This is a genomic window from Streptomyces sp. NTD91 (assembly GCF_059510455.1).
Window position 1 is genome coordinate 1 of the sequence record NZ_JCAJZW010000006.1, and the last position, 20447, is coordinate 20447.

Here is a 20447-nt window from a genome sequence, read left to right on the forward strand (position 1 = left end):
CCGGCACGCCGCGAGCACGGACCTGAGGCCGCTGGGCCCCTCCTTCGGGCGGACGACGGGAGTTCGACGACAGGCCCTGGGGCCGCCGCACAGCCCGCTCCGAGGCCCGCGCCCGACGGCCGGGCACAGCACCGGCCGACCGGAGGTGGAGACCATGAGCAGCAGTCGTACGCACGCCGGGAACCGGGCCGCGGACACCGAGCGGGCGCACCGGACGCGGACCGCGCGCGGCCCGTGGGTGGTGCTCCGGGCGGTGGCGACCGTCGTCCTCGGCCCGCCCACGGCGACCGCGTCGCCCTCGGCCAGGCCAACGCCGCGCCGCCGCACCTCGCTGCGCGGGCCGACCGGACGCAGGCCGACCCGCCCGCCCGCCGACAGCACCCGCAGGCGCACGGCCCGCTGAGCCGGGCCGGCTACTCCCGGAAGCGGTCCCAGAGCCGCGGGAACCGTTGCGCGAGCGCCCGTTCGTTCTCGAAGTCCAGCGGGGTGCCCTCCGGTTCGGCGGGCGCCGGGGCGATGCCCAGGTCGGGCGCGACGGTGCCGGTCAGCTGCTCGTAGGCCTCGTCCGCCGCGTAGCCCAGCTCCTCGCCGTCGCCGTCGATGTCCTCGTCGAACTCGTCCAGCATCTCCGCCAGTGAGTCGGGATCGTGCAGGGCGCCCTCGTACACCTCCCGGCCCTGGCCGATCAGCCAGCAGCGGAAGAAGTCGAACGCGTCGTCGCTGGCCCCGTCCAGCAGCACCCAGGCGGCGCCCCACACGTCCCAGCGGTAGGCGCGGTTGTAGCGGGCCTCGAAGTGACGGGCGAAGTCCAGGATCATGTCGGGCTCCAGCTGGAGCAGCCGGTCGACGAGCACGTCGGCCTGTTCCTCGGGGTCGCCCTCGGCGGCCTCGCGGGCGGCGTCGATCAGCTCCCAGAACTCCGTCTCGTCCATCACGTCCACCAGCATCGGGCCTGCACCGGTGGGGCGCACGCGGAGTGCGCCGGTGTGCGGCGGATCGTTATCCGGCGTCCGGGCCGGCCGGCGCGCCGTCCGTACCGCCGTACAGCGCGGCCAGCCGGGCGGCGTCCCCGGCGAACCGCTCCCGCAGGCTCCCCGGGGCCAGCACCTCCACCTCCGCCCCGAGCGCCGTCAGCTGTTCGTGCGCGACCTCCTCGGACTCCACCGGGAGCGTCACCGTCACCCAGCCGCAGCCGTCGGGCTCGGCCGACCCGCTCAGCGCCTCCCGCGCCGCCACCGGATCGACGGCCCACCGCAGCCTGCGCACACCCTCCGGGGACAGCCGCACGACGACCTCGGCGCGCAGGATCGACCGTGCGAACCGCGCGGCCTGCTCCGTCCAGTGGCCGGCCAGATCGAAGTCCGGATCACGCGTGAAGCGTTCCTCCAGAAGCTCCACCGCACTGAACCGGTCGATCCGGTAGGTCCGCCGGGAGCCGCCGTCGGCCACGCGCGCGCACAGGTACCAGACGCCCGCCTTCAGCACGAGCCCGTACGGTTCCAGCAGCCGTTCCACCTCGTCCGCGGCTCTGCCGGTACTCCGCCGGGATCCCCCGTGCTCCTCGGCACCGGCGCGGCGCTCCGGCTCCGGGCCCGGGCGCCGGTAGTAGTAGCGCGCGGTGACCCGGCGGTCGTCCCACACCGCCTGAGCGAGCGCCGGCAGCGGCGCGGGCGTCTCCGGCTCCCGGAACCAGGCCGGCGCGTCCAGATGGAACCGCTGGGCCGCGCTGTCCGGGGCGTTCCGCAGCGACGGCAGCAGCGCCGCCGACACCTTCAGCCGGGCCGCGGAGGCGGCGTCCGCCAGGCCCATCTCCCGCAGCGCCCCCGGCACCCCGCTCAGGAACAGCGCCTCGGCCTCGGTCCTGGCCAACCCCGTCAGCCGCGTCCGGTAGCCGCCGACCAGCCGGTACCCGCCGGCCCGCCCCCGGTCCGCGTACACCGGCACGCCCGCCTCCGACAGTGCCTGCGCGTCCCGGGAGACCGTCCGCTCCGACACCTCCAGCTCGCGCGCGAGTTCGGCCGCGGTCATCGCGGGCCGGGACTGGAGGAGGAGCACCATCTTGATGAGCCGGGCGGCACGCATGTCCTTCATGATGCCGGGGGCCACCGACAGCAGAAGGGGTACGGCCGGCGGCCGTACCCCTTCCCCGGACCCCGGGCCTACAGCCCGTACTTCTCCCGCGCCTCCTTGACCGCCGTGGCCTTCACCTCGCCGCGCTTGGCGAGCTGGGCCAGGGCAGCGACGACGATCGACTCGGCGTCGACGCCGAAGTGGCGGCGGGCGGCGTCACGGGTGTCCGACAGACCGAAGCCGTCGGCGCCCAGCGAGGACCAGTCCTGCTCCACCCACTGCGCGATCTGGTCCGGGACCTGGCGCATGTAGTCGGACACGGCCAGCACCGGGCCCTCGGCGCTCTGGAGCGCCTGGCGGACGTACGGCACCCGCTCCTCACCGCGCAGGAGGGCGGCGTCCGCCTCCATCGCGTCGCGGCGCAGCTCGGTCCAGGAGGTCGCGGACCACACGTCGGCCGCGACTCCCCACTCCTCGGCGAGCAGCTTCTGGGCCCCGAGCGCCCAGTGGATCGCCGTACCCGAGCCCATCAGCTGGATGCGCGGGGCGTTGGCGGCCGGGGAGAGCCCTGCGGACTCCGCCGTGTTGAAGCGGTACAGGCCCTTGACGATGCCCTCGTCGATGCCGAGCCCCTGCGGCTTCGCGGGCTGCGGCAGCGGCTCGTTGTAGACCGTCAGGTAGTAGAAGACGTTCTGGTCCTCGCCCGGCTTGGCCTCGCCGTACATCCGGCGCAGACCCTCACGGACGATCACCGCGATCTCGTACGCGAACGCGGGGTCGTACGTCAGCGCGGCCGGGTTGGTGGCGGCGATGACCGGGGAGTGGCCGTCGGCGTGCTGCAGGCCCTCGCCCGTCAGGGTCGTACGGCCCGCGGTCGCGCCGACGAGGAAGCCACGGCCGAGCTGGTCGCCGAGCTGCCACATCTGGTCGGCGGTGCGCTGCCAGCCGAACATCGAGTAGAAGATGTAGAACGGGATCACCGCCTCGCCGTGCGTCGCGTACGACGTCGAGGCGGCGATGAAGTCGGCCATCGAACCGGCCTCGGTGATCCCCTCGTTGAGGATCTGGCCGTTCTTGGCCTCCTTGTAGTACATCAGCTGGTCGCGGTCGACCGGCTCGTACGTCTGGCCCTTGGGGGAGTAGATGCCGAGCGACGGGAACAGCGACTCCATGCCGAAGGTGCGCGCCTCGTCCGGGACGATCGGCACCCACCGCCTGCCCGTCTCCTTGTCGCGGACCAGGTCCTTGACCAGGCGGACGAAGGCCATGGTGGTGGCCACGTTCTGCGAGCCGGAGCCCTTGTCGAAGGCGGCGAAGGCCTTCTCGGCGGGGGCCGGCAGCGGGGCCAGGGCGTGCGTGCGGCGGGCCGGGGCGGGGCCGCCGAGGGCCGCGCGGCGCTCCTGGAGGTAGCGGACCTCGGGGGAGTCGGCGCCCGGGTGGCCGTAGGGCACCACGCCGTCGACGAAGTCGCTGTCCTCGATCGGCAGGTCCAGGCGGTCGCGCATCGCCTTGAACTCGTCCACCGTCAGCTTCTTCATCTGGTGGTTGGCGTTCTTCGACGCGAAGCCCTCGCCGAGGGTGTGGCCCTTGACCGTCTGGGCCAGGATCACGGTCGGCGCGCCCTTGTGCTCGACGGCGGCCTTGTAGGCGGCGTAGACCTTGCTCGCCTCGTGACCGCCGCGGGAGAGGTGGAAGCACTCGAGGATCTTGTCGTCGCTCAGCAGCTTGGCCATCTCGGCCAGCGCCGGGTCCTTGCCGAAGAAGTCCTCGCGGATGTAGGCGGCGTCGCGGGTCTGGTACGTCTGGACCTGGGCGTCCGGCACCTCGCGCAGGCGCCGTACCAGTGCGCCCGTGCTGTCGAGCGCGAACAGCTCGTCCCAGGCGGTGCCCCACAGCGTCTTGACGACGTTCCAGCCGGCGCCGCGGAACTGGGCCTCCAGCTCCTGCACGATCTTGAAGTTGGCGCGGACCGGGCCGTCCAGGCGCTGCAGGTTGCAGTTGATGACGAAGGTGAGGTTGTCCAGCTCCTCACGTGCGGCGAGCGCGAGGGCCGCCGTCGACTCCGGCTCGTCCATCTCACCGTCGCCGAGGAACGCCCACACGTGCGAGGACGAGACGTCCTTGATGCCGCGGCTGGTGAGGTAGCGGTTGAAGCGCGCCTGGTAGATCGCCGAGAGCGGGCCGAGGCCCATCGACACCGTCGGGAACTCCCACAGCCAGGGCAGGCGACGCGGGTGCGGATACGACGGCAGGCCGTTGCCGCCGGCCTCCTGGCGGAAGTTGTCCAGGTGCGCCTCGGTCAGGCGGCCGTCGAGGAACGCGCGGGCGTAGATGCCGGGGGAGGCGTGGCCCTGGATGTACAGCTGGTCGCCGGAGCCGTCCCCCTCCTTGCCCTTGAAGAAGTGGTTGAAACCGGTCTCGTACAGCCAGGCGGCGGAGGCGAAGGTGGCGATGTGGCCGCCGACACCGTGCTTGGCGCCACGGGTCACCATCGCGGCCGCGTTCCAGCGGTTCCACGCGGTGATCCGGGCCTCCATCTCCGGGTCGCCGGGCATCGCGGGCTCGGCGGCGGTCGGGATGGTGTTGACGTAGTCGGTCTCGAGGAGCTTCGGCAGCGCGACGCCGCCCGCCTCGGCGCGCTCCAGCGTGCGGCGCATCAGGTATGCGGCGCGGTGCGGCCCGGCCTCCCTGGCGACGGCGTCCAAAGAGGCCTGCCACTCGGCGGTCTCCTCGGGGTCGCGGTCCGGGAGCTGGTCGAGCGCGCTCGGCTGGATGGCGTGGGGGTCGGTCATGTCGCCGCCTTCCTCAGTCGAAGGGGGTTCCCTCATCGGTAAGGGGTTCGGGGGTGCCCTTGGTCTTTGGCAGGACAGGGCTGGACTTCTGTGGAAGTCCATCGGCGACTGTAACTCCCTGATCGATGATCGATCAAAGGGTTGAGGTCGAAAAAGTCTTGATTCCGAGAAAGTAGGCACGGCGTGCCTTCGGCGATGGCACCGGGTGACGCCGAATGGCCTTGTTTTCGCAGGTGAGGCGGCGTCTGAGCGGGGCTGTGCTCTCTTGATCCAGGCGCCGTCAGGCGCGCGGAGCGCAGCCCAGCACGTGGGCCTTCACGATCTCCGCGATGCGGGGGTCCCGCCTCTTGAAGGCGGCCACCAGCTCCTCGTGCTCCTCCGCGTACGACTGCTGGACCGTGCCCAGCCACCGGATGGACAGCGCGGTGAAGACCTCGATGCCGAGGCCCTCCCAGGTGTGCAGCAGCACGGAGTTGTCCGCCGCGCGGACCAGCTCCCGGTGGAAGCCGACCGTGTGGCGGACCTGGGCCGTGCCGTCACCCTTGCGGTCGGCCTCGTACAGGGCCAGCACGTGCGGCTCCAGGGCCGAGCAGTCCTCGGCGAGACGGTCGGCGGCCAGCTCCGCAGCGATCGCCTCCAGCCCGGCCCGGACGGGGTAGCTCTCCTCCAGGTCCGCCGCGGTCAGATTGCGTACGCGCACGCCCTTGTTGGGCGCGGACTCGATCAGCCGCAGCGACTCCAGCTCCCTCAGCGCCTCGCGCACCGGCGTCTGGCTGACCTCCAGCTCGGTGGCGATCCGCCGCTCCACGATCCGCTCACCCGGCTGCCAGCGCCCGCTGACGATCCCCTCCACGATGTGCTCGCGGATCTGTTCGCGCAGCGAGTGGACGACGGGCGCGGTCATTGTGGGCTCCTTAGGGAGGGCTGACCTTTAGACAATAAGGCCGGTTCGCTCCACGGGTAGGGCGCGCGGGGGCGCTTTGGCGCAGGTGAGACGAGGCGCACACGGTGTCCGTGGTGCGTTCGGGCACGGGTCCGTCCGTATTCGGGTGGCTGCGGACCGTACGGGGGCGGGCTGCTCCGCGGGGCGGAACCGCACATCGACACGGCCCCGAGCCCGTCGCGGACCGTGCCCCCCCAACGGGCGGTGCCCCTGTCCGGAACTTCCCAGACAGGGGCACCGATGCGTCGCGTGACCGGCGACTACAGGCCCAGCTCGACCTCGAACTCGCCCGCCTCCAGGATCGCCTTGACCGCCGTCAGGTAACGGGCCGCGTCGGCGCCGTCGACCAGGCGGTGGTCGTAGGAGAGGGTCAGGTAGGTCATGTCGCGGACGCCGATGACCGTGCCCTCCTCGGTCTCGATGACCGCCGGGCGCTTGACCGTGGCACCGATGCCGAGGATCGCGACCTGGCCCGGCGGCACGATGATCGTGTCGAACAGGGCGCCGCGCGAACCGGTGTTGGAGATGGTGAAGGTCGCGCCGGACAGCTCGTCCGGGGTGATCCTGTTGGCGCGGACCTTGCCGGCCAGCTCCGCCGTGGCCTTGGCGATGCCCGCGATGTTGAGGTCGCCGGCGTGCTTGATGACCGGGGTCATCAGGCCCTTCTCGGAGTCCACCGCGATACCGATGTTCTCGGTGTCGAAGTAGGTGATCGTGCCCTCGGCCTCGTTGATCTTCGCGTTGATGACCGGGTGGGCCTTCAGCGCCTGGGCCGCCGCCTTGACGAAGAACGGCATCGGGGAGAGCTTGACGCCCTCGCGCGCGGCGAAGGAGTCCTTGGCCCGGGCGCGCAGCTTCATCAGGCGGGTGACGTCGACCTCGACGACCGACGACAGCTGGGCCTGTTCGTGCAGCGCCTTGACCATGTTGTCGCCGATGACCTTGCGGATGCGGGTCATCTTGACGGTCTGGCCGCGCAGCGGGGAGACCTCCAGCGCCGGGGCCTTCCTGGCGGCGGGGCCACCGGCAGCCACAGCAGCGGCGGCGGGCGCCGGGGCAGCGGCGGCGGCCTTCGCGGCCTCGGCGGCGGCGAGGACGTCCTGCTTGCGGATACGGCCGCCGACACCCGTGCCCTTGACGGCGGACAGGTCGACGCCGTTCTCGGCGGCGAGCTTGCGCACCAGCGGGGTCACGTAGGCGCCCTCGTCCGTCGCCTGGGTGGCGGTCGGGGAGGTCGGCGCGGTGGCCGGGGTGACCGGGGCCGGGGCGGGCGCCGGAGCCGCGGGCTGGGCCGGGGCGGCGGGGGCCGCAGCCGCAGGGGCGGGCGCCGGAGCCGCAGGGGCGGGCGTCGGAGCCGGGGCCGGAGCGGCCGGGGCAGCGGCGGCGGGGGCCGGGGCGGCCGGAGCCGGAGCGGCGGCCGGGGCGGCGCCGGGGGCACCGATGACGGCGAGCCTGGCGCCGACCTCGGCGGTCTCGTCCTCGTTCACCACGATCTCCAGCAGCACGCCGGAGGCGGGCGCCGGGATCTCGGTGTCGACCTTGTCGGTGGAGACCTCGAGCAGCGGCTCGTCGGCCTCGACGGAGTCACCGACGGCCTTCAGCCAGCGGGTGACGGTGCCCTCGGTGACGGACTCGCCGAGCGCGGGCAGGACCACGTCCGTGCCCTGGGCACCACCGGCCGGGGCGGCCGGAGCCTCGGCGGCCGGGGCCGGGGTGGGCTCGGCCGGGGGAGCCGGCACCTCCTCGACCGCCGGGGCCGGGGCGGCGGCGGGCGCACCCGTGCCGTCGTCGATGACGGCCAGCTCGGCGCCGACCTCGACCGTCTCGTCCTCGGCGACCTTGATGGAGGCCAGCACGCCGGAGGCCGGCGAGGGGATCTCGGTGTCGACCTTGTCGGTGGAGACCTCGAGCAGCGGCTCGTCGGCCTCGACGCGTTCGCCCTCGGCCTTCAGCCAGCGGGTGACAGTGCCCTCGGTGACGCTCTCGCCGAGCGCCGGAAGGGTTACGGAAACCGCCATGGTTTCGGTTGCTCCTAACGAATTGCGGAAGTCTGTGTCGTCGCGCCCGTTGACCGAAGGCTCAGTCGTGGGAGTGCAGCGGCTTGCCGGCGAGCGCCAGGTGCGCCTCGCCCATCGCCTCGCTCTGCGTCGGGTGGGCGTGGATGAGCTGGGCGACCTCGGCCGGCAGCGCTTCCCAGTTGTAGATCAGCTGGGCCTCGCCGACCTGCTCGCCCATGCGGTCGCCGACCATGTGGACGCCGACCACGGCACCGTCCTTCACCTGGACGAGCTTGATCTCGCCCGAGGTGTTGAGGATCTTGCTCTTTCCGTTGCCCGCCAGGTTGTACTTCAGGGCGACGACCTTGTCCGCGCCGTAGATCTCCTTGGCCTTGGCCTCGGTGATGCCGACGGAGGCGACCTCCGGGTGGCAGTACGTCACCCGCGGGACACCGTCGTAGTCGATCGGAACGACCTTCAGACCGGCCAGACGCTCCGCCACCAGGATGCCCTCGGCGAAGCCGACGTGCGCGAGCTGGAGTGTCGGGACGAGGTCACCGACGGCGGAGATCGTCGGGACGTTGGTCCGCATGTACTCGTCGACCAGGACGTAGCCGCGGTCCATGGCCACGCCCTGCTCCTCGTAGCCCAGGCCCTGCGAGACCGGGCCACGGCCGACGGCGACGAGGAGGACCTCGGCCTCGAACTCCTTGCCGTCCGCCAGGGTGACCTTCACGCCGTCCTGGGTGTACTCGGCCTTCTGGAAGAAGGTGCCGAGGTTGAACTTGATGCCGCGCTTGCGGAACGCGCGCTCCAGCAGCTTCGAGGAGTTCTCGTCCTCGACCGGGACGAGGTGCTTGAGGCCCTCGATGACGGTGACGTCGGCACCGAAGGACTTCCACGCCGAGGCGAACTCGACGCCGATGACACCGCCGCCCAGGATGATCGCGGACTTCGGCACGCGGTCCAGGACGAGGGCGTGGTCGGAGGAGATGATCCGGTTGCCGTCGATCTCCAGGCCCGGCAGCGACTTCGGCACGGAGCCGGTCGCCAGCAGCACGTGGCGGCCCTGGATCCGCCGGCCGTTCACGTCCACGGAGGTGGGGGAGGACAGCCGGCCCTCGCCCTCGACGTACGTCACCTTGCGGGACGCGATCAGACCCTGCAGACCCTTGTACAGGCCGGCGATCACGCCGTCCTTGTACTTGTGGACTGCGGCGACGTCGATGCCCTCGAAGGTGGCCTTCACACCGAACTGCTCGCTCTCGCGGGCCTGGTCGGCGATCTCGCCCGCGTGCAGCAGGGCCTTGGTGGGGATGCAACCCCGGTGCAGGCAGGTACCGCCGACCTTGTCCTTCTCGATCAGGGCGACGTCCAGGCCCAGCTGCGCCCCGCGCAGGGCCGCGGCGTAACCACCGCTACCACCGCCGAGGATCACTAGGTCGAAAACGGTGCTGGCGTCGTTCGCCACGTCACGTCCTCCATGCATGTGCGCCGTACGCCGGTCTCCTGTGACCGGCTGGCGGCTGGTGTCCGGCCGCTTGATGCTTCGGCCCTTCGGTGGGGGCCCTGTCCTGCCGGGCTCCATCTTTGCACTTGTCGGACGGGATCGAGACGCCGGGCCGGGGGTGAGACGTCCCACGTTCACGTGAAACGAACGAGAGGGCGGTACCGCCGGTGGCGCGGGCCGCACTCGACATGCGGCTCCGCCGCGTGGGCGCGATCGGCCCCACGCGGCGGAGCCGGGGAACAGGCAGTCGAACGGGGTGGGTGGGCTACCCCAGATCGCCCGCGGCGGTCAGCTCGGCGAGCCGCACGAGCGTCCGCACGGCCGTGCCCGTGCCGCCCTTCGGTGTGTAGCCGAACGGGCCGCCCTCGTTGAACGCCGGGCCGGCGATGTCGAGGTGCGCCCAGGTGATCCCCTCGCCCACGAACTCGCGCAGGAAGAGACCGGCGACCAGCCCGCCGCCCATCCGCTCGCCCATGTTCGCGATGTCGGCGACCTGGGACTCCATGCCCTTGCGCAGGTGTTCCGGCAGCGGCATCGGCCAGGCCGGCTCGCCGACCTCCTCCGCCGCCTCGTGCACGGCGGAGCGGAACGCGTCGTCGTTGGCCATGACGCCGAACGTCCGGCTGCCCAGCGCCAGCATCATCGCGCCGGTGAGGGTCGCGACGTCCACGATCGCGTCCGGGTTCTCCTGCGAGGCCGCCCACAGCGCGTCGCCGAGGACCAGTCGGCCCTCGGCGTCGGTGTTGAGGACCTCCACGGTCTTGCCGCTGTACATGCGCAGCACGTCACCCGGGCGCACGGCGGAGCCGGACGGCATGTTCTCGGCCAGCGCCAGCCAGCCGGTGACGTTGACCTCCAGGCCGAGGCGGGCGGCGGCGACGACCGCGGCGAACACGGCGGCGGCGCCGCTCATGTCGCATTTCATCGTCTCGTTGTGCCCGGCCGGCTTCAGCGAGATGCCGCCCGAGTCGTAGGTGATGCCCTTGCCGACGAAGGCGAGGTGCTTGGCCGCCTTCGGGTGGGTGTACGACAGCTTCACCAGGCGCGGCGCGGCCGCGGAGCCGCCGCCGACGCCGAGGATGCCGCCGTAGCCGCCCTTGGCCAGGGCCTTCTCGTCGAGCACCTGCACCTTGATGCCGTGTTCCTTGGCCGCGGCCTGCGCGATACCGGCGAAGGCGGCGGGGGTCAGGTCGTTCGGCGGGGTGTTGATCAGGTCGCGGGCGCGGTTCAGCTCCTCGGCGACGGCGACGGCGCGGGCGACGGCCCCCTTGTGGGAGGCGTCGCGCGGCTTGCCGCCGAGCAGCGCGGCCTCGGCCAGCGGCGCCTTGCCGTTCTTGGCCTTCCCGCCGTTCGCGTTCTCCTTGTAGACGTCGAAGGAGTACGCGCCGAGCAGGATGCCCTCGGCGATGGCACCGACCGCGCCGGGACTGTCGACGGGCAGCGCGAACGCGGCCTTCCGGGAGCCGGCGAGCGCCCGGGCGGCCACACCGACGGCCTTGCGCAGCGCGTCGGAGTCGTAGCCCTCGTCACTCTTGGCGTCCGGCTCCTCGCCCAGGCCGACCGCCACCACGAGCGGCGCCTTGAAGCCGGCAGGGGCGGGCAGTTTCGTCAGCTCGCCCTCGGCACCCGAGGCGCCGAGGGTGTCCAGGACGCCGGCCAGCCTGCCGTCGTACGCCTTGTCCACGGCCTCGGCGCCCGGCGCGACGACGGGCCCCTTGGTGCCCTTGGCGACACCGATCACGATCGCGTCGGCCCGCAGGCCGGGCGCCGCTGCGGTGCTGAGAGTCAGAGCAGTCACGGTGGTGAATTCTCGCTTCCGATGTGAAGTTGCTGTGGCCGAAGTGGGGTGGGTCGACCGGGCCCGACAGCCGACCCTAGGTCCATGCCCGGGCGCAGTGGCAACCGGGGCCTTCACCCTGTCGGCGAACACCCGGGACGAGACTACGCGCGTGCGCGCGTTCGCTCGGTCCCGCTGACGTTCACCTGTGTGTGGCGTCGTGGTCACTTCCGCCCCCTGCGCCGCCGGGCGAGCCGCAGCCGTCGCGTTCCGGCGGCCCGTCCGTCCGCCGGCCCGTGGAGGGGAACCTTCCCGCCCGGCGCGTCGGCGGCCACGGAACCGGAGCGTGACTCGGGCGAGCTGCACGGCGACCGCCTCGCGGGCCCTACGCGCACGTTTGGCGATCCGACCACCACCGCACCGGTACGGTGTCCCCCCGGCCTGTTCCTGGTCCACGTGGGCGCCAGGGCGGGGAGTTCGGGGCCCGTGAGCGACCGGCCGCGCGCTCGGCCACGGTCCGCTCGTGCCGAACCACGGCACCGCGCCGCACCCCGCGTATGCGGCCGGTGCCGTTACGGGAGCGGGGCGCCGTCGTGCGCTGCGCCGGCGCTCACCCCTGGGGCACGCAGCCCGCCGGGCCGGGCTCCGCCCGCTGCAGGGCGCCCACGACGGAGGTGCCGGCGAGCCGGTCGGCGAGGGAGCGGCGGCCGGGGAAGAACACGGTCAGCGCGTTGACCAGGAACAGCAGTACGGCGACCGCCCAGACCAGCACCGCCGGCACGAACTTCCCCTCGACCAGCAGCACACAGGCCAGCGCGTACACCGCGACGTCGGCGGCGGTGGTGACGGCGGCCCGGCGCAGCGCGTGCCGGGACAGCCGCGGGGTGACGCGCAGGCCGAGCATGCCCTTGCCGAGGGTGCGGCCGAGCAGCGCGACGCAGGCCCACTGGTAGAGGAACGCGACGACGACGAGCGCGCCGAAGGCCTCCTCCACGTCGAGCACGATCGTGGCCCACACCGACACGCCGAGGTGCTCGGAGGCGCCGAGGACGTCACCGCGCGAGCTGACGAGGTCGAGGCCGCCCTTCGCCGCCAGCTCGGGCACGTCGGTGACCAGCGCGGTGATCCTGTGGAAGGTGAGGAAGGCGAGGAGAGCGGCTGCCCCCGCCACCAGGAGGAAGTCGATGAACCAGGCCAGCGCGCGGCGCAGGGTGAGCACGGATGTCCCCCGAATCACAGCTCATGTGTCCGTGTACGGCTGAGAAGCCTATCGGCCCAGCGACAGCACGACGAGCGCGGCCGTGGCCGCCGTCTCCGCCAGCGCGCCGAAGACGTCCCCGGTCACCCCGCCGAAGCGACGGACGCAGCGGTGGAGCAGGAGTTCGGCAGCGGCCAGGGCGAGCAGGACCGCGGCAGCCGCGCGCACAGCGTCGTAGGGGCCGAAGGCACCGCCCCACGTGGCCGAGCCGAGCGTGACCACGGCCGTGACCGCCAGCGCCCCCGGCACCGGTACCACCCCGGCCACCGCCGCACCCAATCCCTCCGGGCGGGCGGCCGGCACGCCGGTACGGGCGGCCTGGGTGAGGGCGAGGCGGGCGGCGACGGCGGAGACGACGGCGGCCATGGCACCCCGGGTCCAGGAGGCGCCGTACAGCTGGGCCAGGACGGCGACCTGCGCCAGCAGAACCAGGACCAGGGTGATGACCCCGAACGGGCCGATGTCCGACTGCTTCATGATCCTGAGCGCGTCCTCGGCGGGTTTGCCGCTGCCCAGGCCGTCGGCGGTGTCGGCGAGGCCGTCGAGGTGCAGTCCCCGGGTCAGGGCGGCGGGCACCGAGACCGAGGCCACGGCGGCGAGCAGCGGGCCGGCGCCGAGCGCGAGCAGCAGCAGGCCGAGCCCGGCGGCGGAGCCGCCGACGGCCAGCCCGGCCACCGGGGCGCTCAACATGCCCCCGCGTGCCGCGTCCCGGTCCCAGCGGCGCACCCGTACGGGCAGCACGGTGAGGGTGCCGAAGGCGAAGCGGAGGCCGTCGTGAGGGGAGGACTTGGGCACCGGCGAAGGTTACCCGGCGGTCGCGGAGCCGCCTCGGGCACCCAGGGCTAAAGTGCGCATATGGGGCACTGGTGGGAACGGAACATCCTCGAACCGGGGAAGCTTCCCCTGCTGCTCGCCCTCAGCGCCTTCCTGCTCACCTTCGTGGTCACCCGGGCGATCACCCGGCTGATCCGGGCCGGCAAGGGGCCGTTCCGGAACGTCAAGGCGGGCGGCCTGCACATCCACCACGCGGTGCCCGGCGTCGTGCTCACCGTCGTCGGCGGGTTCGGCGCGGTCGCCAGCGACCGGCGCGGCGCGGGCGGCGCCATCGCGGCCGTGGTCTTCGGGGTCGGCGTCGGTCTCGTCCTGGACGAGTTCGCGCTGATCCTCCATCTGGACGACGTCTACTGGAGCGAGGAGGGCCGCAAGAGCGTCGAGATCGTGGTGCTCGTCGCCGCGCTCGGCGGGCTGCTGCTCGCCGGGTTCTCCCCGTTCGGCGTCAACGACCTGTCCCAGCAGGAACTCCAGGACCGGGGCAGCGCTCTGACCACCATCGTCATGAACTTCCTCTTCGCGCTGGTCGCCCTGAGCAAGGGCAAGGCCCGCGTCGCGGTGTTCGGGGCGATCGTGCCGCTGGTCGCGCTGATCGGCGCCGTACGGCTGGCCCGCCCGGGCTCTCCCTGGGCCCGCCGCTTCTACGGCCGCCGGCCCCGGGCGCGTGCCAAGGCCGCGCTGCGCGCCTACCGCCACGACCGCCGCTGGGCCAGGCCGCGCCGCGTCGTTCAGGACTGGATCGGCGGCAGACCCGACCCGCGCCCGGCCCGGCTGCCCGACCGCCGCTGAGCGCACAGCCGCAGCGGGCGGCCGTACCCGGACCGCAACCGGAGCCGCAGCCCCGGCGCGTAGCGGTGCCGTACCGCCACCGCGAGGCAGATCAGCCCGACGGCCATCAGCGCGGCCAGATGCTCCTTGCCCGCCAGGTTCTCCTTGACCAGCACCTCGGCGACCATCGCCAGCGTCACCGCGCCCGAGGTGACGTACGCGGCGTGGCGCCAGCTCGCATACACCGCGAGCCCCACCACGGCCGCCGAGGGGCCGGTGTCCACCACCTGCGCGTCCGTCCACGGCAGCCCGAACGGGGCGTGCGCGCCGAGCGAGATGCCGATGCGCGCGTACAGCGTCCCGGCGAGTGTGGCGGCGTACGCGATGACCAGGGTCCGCCACCAGCCGATGCACGCCTCGGCGACGCCGAACACCAGCAGGATCTGGGCCAGCGCACCCCACACCGGCAGATCCAGCGCCGGCACGAACAGTGACAGGGGAGTGCGCAGCAGGGCCAGCCACAGCGGGTCCTCGGCCCGTACGGCGCCCACGTCCTGCACGAACTGGTAGCCCCACGGCCGGTTCTGCACGTACTGCAGCAGGGCCGTCAGACAGACCGCGCCGAGCGTCATCGGCGCCGCCCACGGGCGCCGCCTCAGCAGGGCCGCCTGAACGGTGACGTACAGCGGCCCCCACTCGTCACGCGCCCAGCGGGCGAGCGATCTCATCGGCGTTCCTCATCGGTGTGTGTCCAGGTGCCTGCGGTGCAGCCACTTCGGGAGTCCCGGCGCCTCCAGGAAGCCCTCCGCGCGGGCCGAGGCGAGGCCGATGCGCAGCAGGTCCGCGCTCTTCTCGAAGAGCAGGAACCGCGGCTCCCAGATGGGCCGGTACTTGGCGTTGGCGCGGTACAGCGACTCGATCTGCCACCAGCGGGAGAAGAAGCTGAGCAGCGACCTCCACAGCCTCAGCACCGGACCGGCACCGATACGCGCGCCGCGTTCGAAGACCGACCTGAACATCGCGAAGTTGAGCGACACCTGGGTGATCCCGATCTCGTCGGCCCGCCGCAGCAGCTCGATGACCATGAACTCCATCAGCCCGTTGTCGGAGTCCCGGTCGCGGCGCATCAGGTCCAGGGACAGGCCGTGCGGCCCCCACGGCACGAAGGACAGCAGCGCCCGCAGCCTGCCCTCGGCGTCGGTGCACTCCAGCATCACGCACTGCCCGTCCTCGGGGTCTCCGAGCCGGCCGAGCGCCATGCTGAACCCGCGCTCGGTCGCGCCGTCCCGCCAGTCGTCCGCACGCTCGACGAGATGCGCCATCTCGTTTGCCGGGATGCCCTCGTGCCGCCGGATCCGCACCTCGTACCCGGCCCGCTTCACCCGGTTGTACGCCTGCCGGACCGTGCGCATCGCCCGGCCCTCCAGCGTGAAGTCGACGACCTCCACGATCGCCTCGTCGCCGAGTTCGAGGGCGTCGAGACCGTGCCGGGCGTAGATGGTCCCGGCCTCCTCGCTCGCCCCCATCACCGCCGGGATCCAGCCGTGCTCCCGCGCCTTGGCCAACCATCGCGCGATCGCCCCCGGCCAGGCCTCCGGATCCCCGAGCGGATCCCCGGAGGCCAGGCTCACCCCGCCCACCACCCGGTAGGCGACGGCCGCCTTGCCCGTGGGTGACCACACCACGCTCTTCTCCCGGCGCAGCGCGAAGTAGCCCAGCGAGTCCCGGTCGCCGTGCCGGTCCAGCAGGGCCCGCAGCTGCTTCTCGTCGTCCTCGGTGAGCGGGTCGACGGCGCGCCGGGAGCGGAACGCGGCGTAGAACACGGCGAGGACGAGCGCGGTACTGAGCACGTTGACGGTGACGTTCGCCCAGTTCGGTGGGGAGATCGCGGGGAAGCGCGATTCGTCGGCGGCCACCGAGACCAGGCGCAGGGTGCCGTAGTGCCAGCGCTCCAGGAACGTCGAACGGGCGGCGTCGGGCGCCTGGTTGGTGACCGTCACCAGCAGCCCGGCCAGCAGGCTCGCGACCAGCCCGCCGCCGACGGCGACCGACGCCGCGAGCCGGGGGTTGGAGCGGTCGCCCTTGGCGTAGAACTCCCGCCGGCCCACGAGCAGCGCGCCGACGAACACGGCCGTCAGCCCCAGCGAGACCCAGTTCTGCGGGTACCGCCGGATCTCCGGGAACGCCGTGGCGAACGCGAACAGGGCGAGAAAGGCCCCGCTGAGCACCAGGTTCAGGATCCACGCGGCCCGCTTGCGGCGGCGCATGGTGATCGCCAGGAACGCGGTGAACACGCCCGAGGCGAAGCCGGCCGTCAGCAGGTACGGCGTGAAGAAGTCGTCTTGGTTGTGCCGGCGCACGTCCTGGCCGAGCGAGACCCACACCGCGCTGAGGAAGTTGATGAAGGCGACGGTCCGCAGATACCAGACGGCGACGGCGGCGGCCCGTCGCGAGGCCCCGCCGGGCCGCCGCCCCTCCTCACCCGGGCGCCCCGGTTCGGCTTGCTGCGGCACGGCAATTCGGGCATCTCCCATGAGGAAGGATCATATGGGGGCTGTCCTGGCGAACCGCACATCGGAACCGTGCGTGTGCTGTGCGTACGCTTTTGCGCCGGGCGGCCCTCGTGCCCGGATCGGCCGTCGGTCACGGCGGATCCGGCGGTGCCGAACTCGCCGCAGCCGGCTACTCGTTCTTCTCCGCCGGCTCCCTCTCGGGAAGCTCCGCGGCCAACGCCGCCGCGGCCCGCACCAACGGCAGTGCGAGCAACGCCCCCGCTCCCTCGCCGACCTTCACGCCCTGCTTCAGCAGCGGCTCCAGGGCCATCCGGTCCAGCGCCTTCGCCTGCCCCGGCTCCTCGCTGTCGTGTCCGGCCAGCCACCAGTCCGGCGCCCGGAAGGCGACGCGCTGGGCGACCAGCGCACACGCCGCCGCCACCACCCCGTCGAGTACCACCGGCAGCTTCCGCACCGCGCACTGCAACAGGAACCCGGTCATCGCCGCGAGGTCGGCCCCGCCCACGGCGGCCAGCAACTGCACCTGGTCCCCGAGCACCGGCCGCGCCCGCCTCAGTGCGTCCCGGATCGCCGCGCACTTGCGCATCCAGGCCAGATCGTCGATCGCGAGCCCGCCCCGCCCGGTCACCACCGACGCGTCGGTCCCGCACAGCGCGGCGATCAGCACCGCCGCCGCCGTGGTGCCGCCCACGCTGATGTCACCGAGCACCACCAGGTCCGTACCCGAGTCGGCCTCCTCGTCGGCGACGGCCACACCCGCGCGCAGCGCCGCCTCGGCCTCGTCCTCGGTGAGCGCGTCCTCGATGTCGATACGGCCGCTGCCGCGCCGCACGCGGTGCCGTACGACGTCCTCGGGGAAGGCGTCCGGCGCGCAGTCCAGGGCCATGTCCACGATCCGCACAGGTACCTGAAGCCGCCGCGCCAGCACGGACACCGGGCTCGCGCCCTCCAGCACGGCCCGCACCAGCTGCTCCGCACTGCCCGCGGGGCGCGCCGAGACCCCCAGTTCGGCGATGCCGTGGTCACCGGCGAAGAGGATCACCTTCGGCCGGTCCACGGTCCGTACCGGTACGGCACTCTGCGCGGCGGCCAGCCACTCGCCCAGCTCGTCGAGGCGGCCCAACGCCCCGGGCGGCACGATCCGGCGCTCCCGACGGGCCTCGGCGTCACGGCGCACGCCCCCGTCCGGGCGCTCGATCAGATCGGTGAAGTCGTCCAGATTAAGCCTGCTCATTCGCCGAACAGTACCGCCAGCACACGAACGCTTCCGCGCCACATGGCCACCACACCCCCGCGGCGTCGTTGCACCCAAGATCGCGATCCCATACGTTCCGGTTTGCCGAGGAATGTCGCTCAGGGAGCCGCCCATGCCGACCTCGCCGTTCACGCCGCCGCCCCTCCCGCGGTCCTGCGACCCGTTCCTCGAACCGCGCCGGGAGGAGTGCCCCTGGTGCGGCTCCCCGCGCCTGCGCACCCGGGTGCGCGCGAGGGACCCGCTGCGGCACCGGCCGGGCCGGTTCGCCCTCGACGAGTGCCGCGACTGCGCCCACGTCTTCCAGAACCCCCGGCTCACGGCGGAAGGGTTCGCCTTCTTCCACCGGGACCTCTGCGAACGGCAGCTGGAAGAGTTCACCGACCGCGTCCTGTCCGCCCGCGCGGTGCGCCGGCGGCACCGGGCCACCGCCCGGAGGCTGTCGGCGCTGGCCGAGGCGGAGAGCTGGCTGGACGTGGGCACGGGCCACGCCCGCTTCCCCGAGGCGGCGAAGGAGATCTTCCCGTATACGAGCTTCGACGGCCTGGACCCGACCGCCCGGGTGCAGCAGGCCCAGCTGGAGGAACGGATCGAGGAGGCCCACCGCGGTCACCTCGCCACGTCCGGCATGGCGGCCCGGCTGCGCTGCCGCTACGACGTGGTCAGCATGTTCCGCCATCTGGAGCACACGCCCGACCCGCGCGCAGAACTCCGCGCCGCGCTCACGGCCCTGCGCCCCGGCGGCCACCTCGTCGTCGAAGCCGCCGACCCCCGCAGCGTGTTCGCCGCATTGCTCGGCAGATGGTGGGTTCCGTACGGCCAGCCCCGCCACCTTCACCTGATGCCCCTGGCCAACCTGCGCGCGGAGCTGGAGTCGCTGGGCTGCACGGTCCTCGTGACCGACCGCAGGGACCCCCACCTGCCCTACGACCTGTCAGGCGCCCTGGCCCTGGCCTCGGCCGGGCATCCCCTGATGAGCGCCGCGCTGGTGCCCGCGCGGGCCCTGGCCTCGGTACTGGACCACCTTCTGGCGCCCCTGAGCCGCCGCACACCGTTTTCCAACGCCTACAGAATCGTGGCCCGCAAGGACCGTGGCTGACCACGGGTGCGTGGCGGGCCGGTCGCGTGGTTCCCCGCGCCCTTCGGTGCGCACCGGGCGCCCGCTCAGCCCCGGAGCACCACGGCCTGACCGGCGACGACCAGCAGCACCTGTTCGCACTCCGTCCCGAACGCCGCGTTCAGCCGCCCCAGTTCGTCCCGGTACCGCCGGCCGGAGGCAGTCGCCGGGACGATCCCCGAGCCCACCTCGTTGGAGACGGCCACCACCGTTCGCCGCGTACGGCGCAGCGCCTCCGTCAGCTCCCGCACCCGCTCTCGAAGGGACTTCTCCCCGCCGCCGCTCCACTCCGCGTCGTCCCACGCCCCCACGGCGTCCATGGCGTCCGTCAGCCACAGGCTCAGGCAGTCGATCAGCAACGGCGGCCCCTCCTCGCGGAGCAACGGCACCAGGTCCGTCGTCTCCGCCGTACGCCACGACCCCGGCCGCCGCTCCCGGTGCAGCGCCACCCGCTGCGCCCACTCGGTGTCGCCGCCCCGGGCGCCGCCGGTCGCCACGTACAGCACGTCCGGGAACGACTCCAGGCGCCGCTCGGCCTCCACCGACTTTCCCGAACGCGCGCCGCCCAGCACCAGCGTCCGGCGCGGCACGTCCGGCACGTCCCCGTACGCGCCCACCGTCAGCCTCGTACCGTCCGGCACGGCCCGCGCGCCCGCAGCCGCCAGCCGGCGGCCCAGCTCCGCGCCGGGCGGCACGTCGTGGTCGAGGTGGACGGCGAGCACATCGGTGGCCGGGCCGACCGAACCCACCGCTCGCAGCCGGGCGAGCGCGTCCGGGCGGCCCACGACGTCCGCGAGGACCATGTCGTACGACTCCGCCGTCGCCTCCTCCAGACCCGCCGGGGCGCCGCCCGGCGGCAAATACAGCAGCCGCTGCCCGTCCGGCCCGGTCACCGCGTACCCGGTGCCGCCCGCGTCCATCGCCAGGGCCCGCACCCGATGCCCCGTCAGCAGCGCCAACTCCCGCCCGTCGGGCACCCGGCCGGGCTGCGGCAGCCCGGCCGGCACCTCCACCGCCGGACCGTCGTGCGGATGCGAAAGCAGCACCTGCCGTACCCCGCCCAGCGAACGCCCCGCCCGCGCCGCAGCGAACGCCGCGCCCGGCGTAAGATCCAGCAGCAGCGTCCCGTCGACCAGCACGGCGGTGGCCGCCCGGGCCTGCCGGCCCAGCGCGGTCGCGCACGCGGCACACGGGCAGTGGGGCCGAGGCAGTCCGGCGGGCGCACCGGTACCGAGCAGAGTCACTTCCACGCACCGATTCTCACCCGCGCCGGCGGGTACCGCTCACCACAGCGCCCCGACGCGGGCCCACTCACCCGCGGATGATCCACCACCTCTCACGGCCGAGCCCGCACAGCGCATACGCTGCGCGCAGGTGTCGGATCGAAGGAGGCCCACATGACGGCATGGACGTGGCGGTTCGAGAAGGCCGACGGGACGGAGGTCCAGCCCGCGGTGCAGCCCGAGGAGTTCACCACGCAAGGGGATGCCGAGTCCTGGATCGGCGAGCACTGGAAGGCGCTTGTCGAGGGCGGCGCCGACCAGGTGCGGCTGTTCGAGGAGAACACGGAGGTCTACGGGCCGATGAGCCTGCATGCCGACGCGGCGTAGCCGGTGCGC

At 73.0% G+C, this 20447-nt stretch carries 17 protein-coding genes; 4 read left to right on the forward strand and 13 right to left on the reverse strand.

The annotated features are described in order from the left end of the window. Positions 1–154 precede the first annotated feature (154 nt). The gene (locus tag AC5WRT_RS08915; protein ID WP_496092411.1) at positions 155–403 is read left to right on the forward strand and encodes a hypothetical protein; all 249 of its coding nucleotides are present in this window, start codon (positions 155–157) and stop codon (positions 401–403) included. Positions 404–413: 10 nt separating this feature from the next. Here AC5WRT_RS08915 and AC5WRT_RS08920 read toward each other — a convergent pair whose 3' ends face one another. From AC5WRT_RS08920 to AC5WRT_RS08960, 9 genes are all read right to left on the reverse strand, one after another. Beyond that, positions 414–932 carry a DUF4240 domain-containing protein gene (locus AC5WRT_RS08920; protein ID WP_496092649.1) on the reverse strand — a complete coding sequence of 173 codons (519 nt, stop codon included), beginning with the start codon at positions 930–932 and terminating at the stop codon, positions 414–416. 67 nt (positions 933–999) lie between these two features. After that, positions 1000–2082: a helix-turn-helix transcriptional regulator gene (locus AC5WRT_RS08925; RefSeq protein WP_496092412.1), complete on the reverse strand. Its 1083-nt coding sequence runs from the start codon at positions 2080–2082 to the stop codon at positions 1000–1002. A gap of 77 nt (positions 2083–2159) precedes the next feature. Then, positions 2160–4862, reverse strand: a complete 2703-nt coding sequence (gene aceE / locus AC5WRT_RS08930) for a pyruvate dehydrogenase (acetyl-transferring), homodimeric type (protein ID WP_496092413.1) — start codon at positions 4860–4862, stop codon at positions 2160–2162. Positions 4863–5142: 280 nt separating this feature from the next. Further along, a complete protein-coding gene (locus AC5WRT_RS08935) occupies positions 5143–5766 on the reverse strand; it encodes a GntR family transcriptional regulator (RefSeq protein ID WP_496092414.1) in 624 nt (207 codons plus the stop codon). Between the two features lie 299 nt (positions 5767–6065). Then, a complete protein-coding gene (gene sucB / locus AC5WRT_RS08940) occupies positions 6066–7823 on the reverse strand; it encodes a 2-oxoglutarate dehydrogenase, E2 component, dihydrolipoamide succinyltransferase (protein WP_496100105.1) in 1758 nt (585 codons plus the stop codon). Positions 7824–7884: 61 nt separating this feature from the next. Further along, a complete protein-coding gene (lpdA, locus tag AC5WRT_RS08945) occupies positions 7885–9273 on the reverse strand; it encodes a dihydrolipoyl dehydrogenase (protein WP_496092416.1) in 1389 nt (462 codons plus the stop codon). A gap of 304 nt (positions 9274–9577) precedes the next feature. Further along, positions 9578–11110, reverse strand: coding sequence for a leucyl aminopeptidase (locus tag AC5WRT_RS08950; protein WP_496092417.1), 1533 nt, complete (start codon positions 11108–11110; stop codon positions 9578–9580). Between the two features lie 589 nt (positions 11111–11699). Beyond that, on the reverse strand, positions 11700–12326 hold the full coding sequence (locus tag AC5WRT_RS08955) for an RDD family protein (protein ID WP_496100106.1): 627 nt from the start codon (positions 12324–12326) through the stop codon (positions 11700–11702). A gap of 30 nt (positions 12327–12356) precedes the next feature. Next, a complete protein-coding gene (locus tag AC5WRT_RS08960; protein WP_496092419.1) occupies positions 12357–13142 on the reverse strand; it encodes an adenosylcobinamide-GDP ribazoletransferase in 786 nt (261 codons plus the stop codon). 60 nt (positions 13143–13202) lie between these two features. Here AC5WRT_RS08960 and AC5WRT_RS08965 point away from each other — a divergent pair, with 60 nt between their 5' ends. Continuing rightward, positions 13203–13967: a hypothetical protein gene (locus AC5WRT_RS08965; RefSeq protein WP_496092420.1), complete on the forward strand. Its 765-nt coding sequence runs from the start codon at positions 13203–13205 to the stop codon at positions 13965–13967. Here the strand turns inward: AC5WRT_RS08965 and AC5WRT_RS08970 are convergent. From AC5WRT_RS08970 to cobT, 3 genes are all read right to left on the reverse strand, one after another. Further along, entirely contained in the window at positions 13907–14674 is a 768-nt protein-coding gene (locus tag AC5WRT_RS08970; RefSeq protein ID WP_496092421.1) for a hypothetical protein, read from the reverse strand. The genes AC5WRT_RS08965 and AC5WRT_RS08970 overlap by 61 nt on opposite strands. Before the next feature lie 9 nt (positions 14675–14683). Beyond that, positions 14684–16480, reverse strand: a complete 1797-nt coding sequence (locus AC5WRT_RS08975; RefSeq protein ID WP_496092422.1) for a phosphatidylglycerol lysyltransferase domain-containing protein — start codon at positions 16478–16480, stop codon at positions 14684–14686. A gap of 148 nt (positions 16481–16628) precedes the next feature. Next, positions 16629–17693 carry a nicotinate-nucleotide--dimethylbenzimidazole phosphoribosyltransferase gene (cobT, locus tag AC5WRT_RS08980; protein ID WP_496092423.1) on the reverse strand — a complete coding sequence of 355 codons (1065 nt, stop codon included), beginning with the start codon at positions 17691–17693 and terminating at the stop codon, positions 16629–16631. 133 nt (positions 17694–17826) lie between these two features. Between cobT and AC5WRT_RS08985 the strand changes: the two genes are divergently transcribed. Continuing rightward, entirely contained in the window at positions 17827–18810 is a 984-nt protein-coding gene (locus AC5WRT_RS08985) for a class I SAM-dependent methyltransferase (protein WP_496092424.1), read from the forward strand. Positions 18811–18875: 65 nt separating this feature from the next. Here the strand turns inward: AC5WRT_RS08985 and AC5WRT_RS08990 are convergent, their stop codons facing one another. Then, positions 18876–20078: a bifunctional adenosylcobinamide kinase/adenosylcobinamide-phosphate guanylyltransferase gene (locus AC5WRT_RS08990; RefSeq protein ID WP_496092425.1), complete on the reverse strand. Its 1203-nt coding sequence runs from the start codon at positions 20076–20078 to the stop codon at positions 18876–18878. A 147-nt stretch (positions 20079–20225) separates the two neighbouring features. Between AC5WRT_RS08990 and AC5WRT_RS08995 the strand changes: the two genes are divergently transcribed. Further along, complete coding sequence (locus tag AC5WRT_RS08995) at positions 20226–20438, forward strand: hypothetical protein (RefSeq protein ID WP_496092426.1); 213 nt, start codon at positions 20226–20228, stop codon at positions 20436–20438. Positions 20439–20447 lie beyond the last annotated feature (9 nt).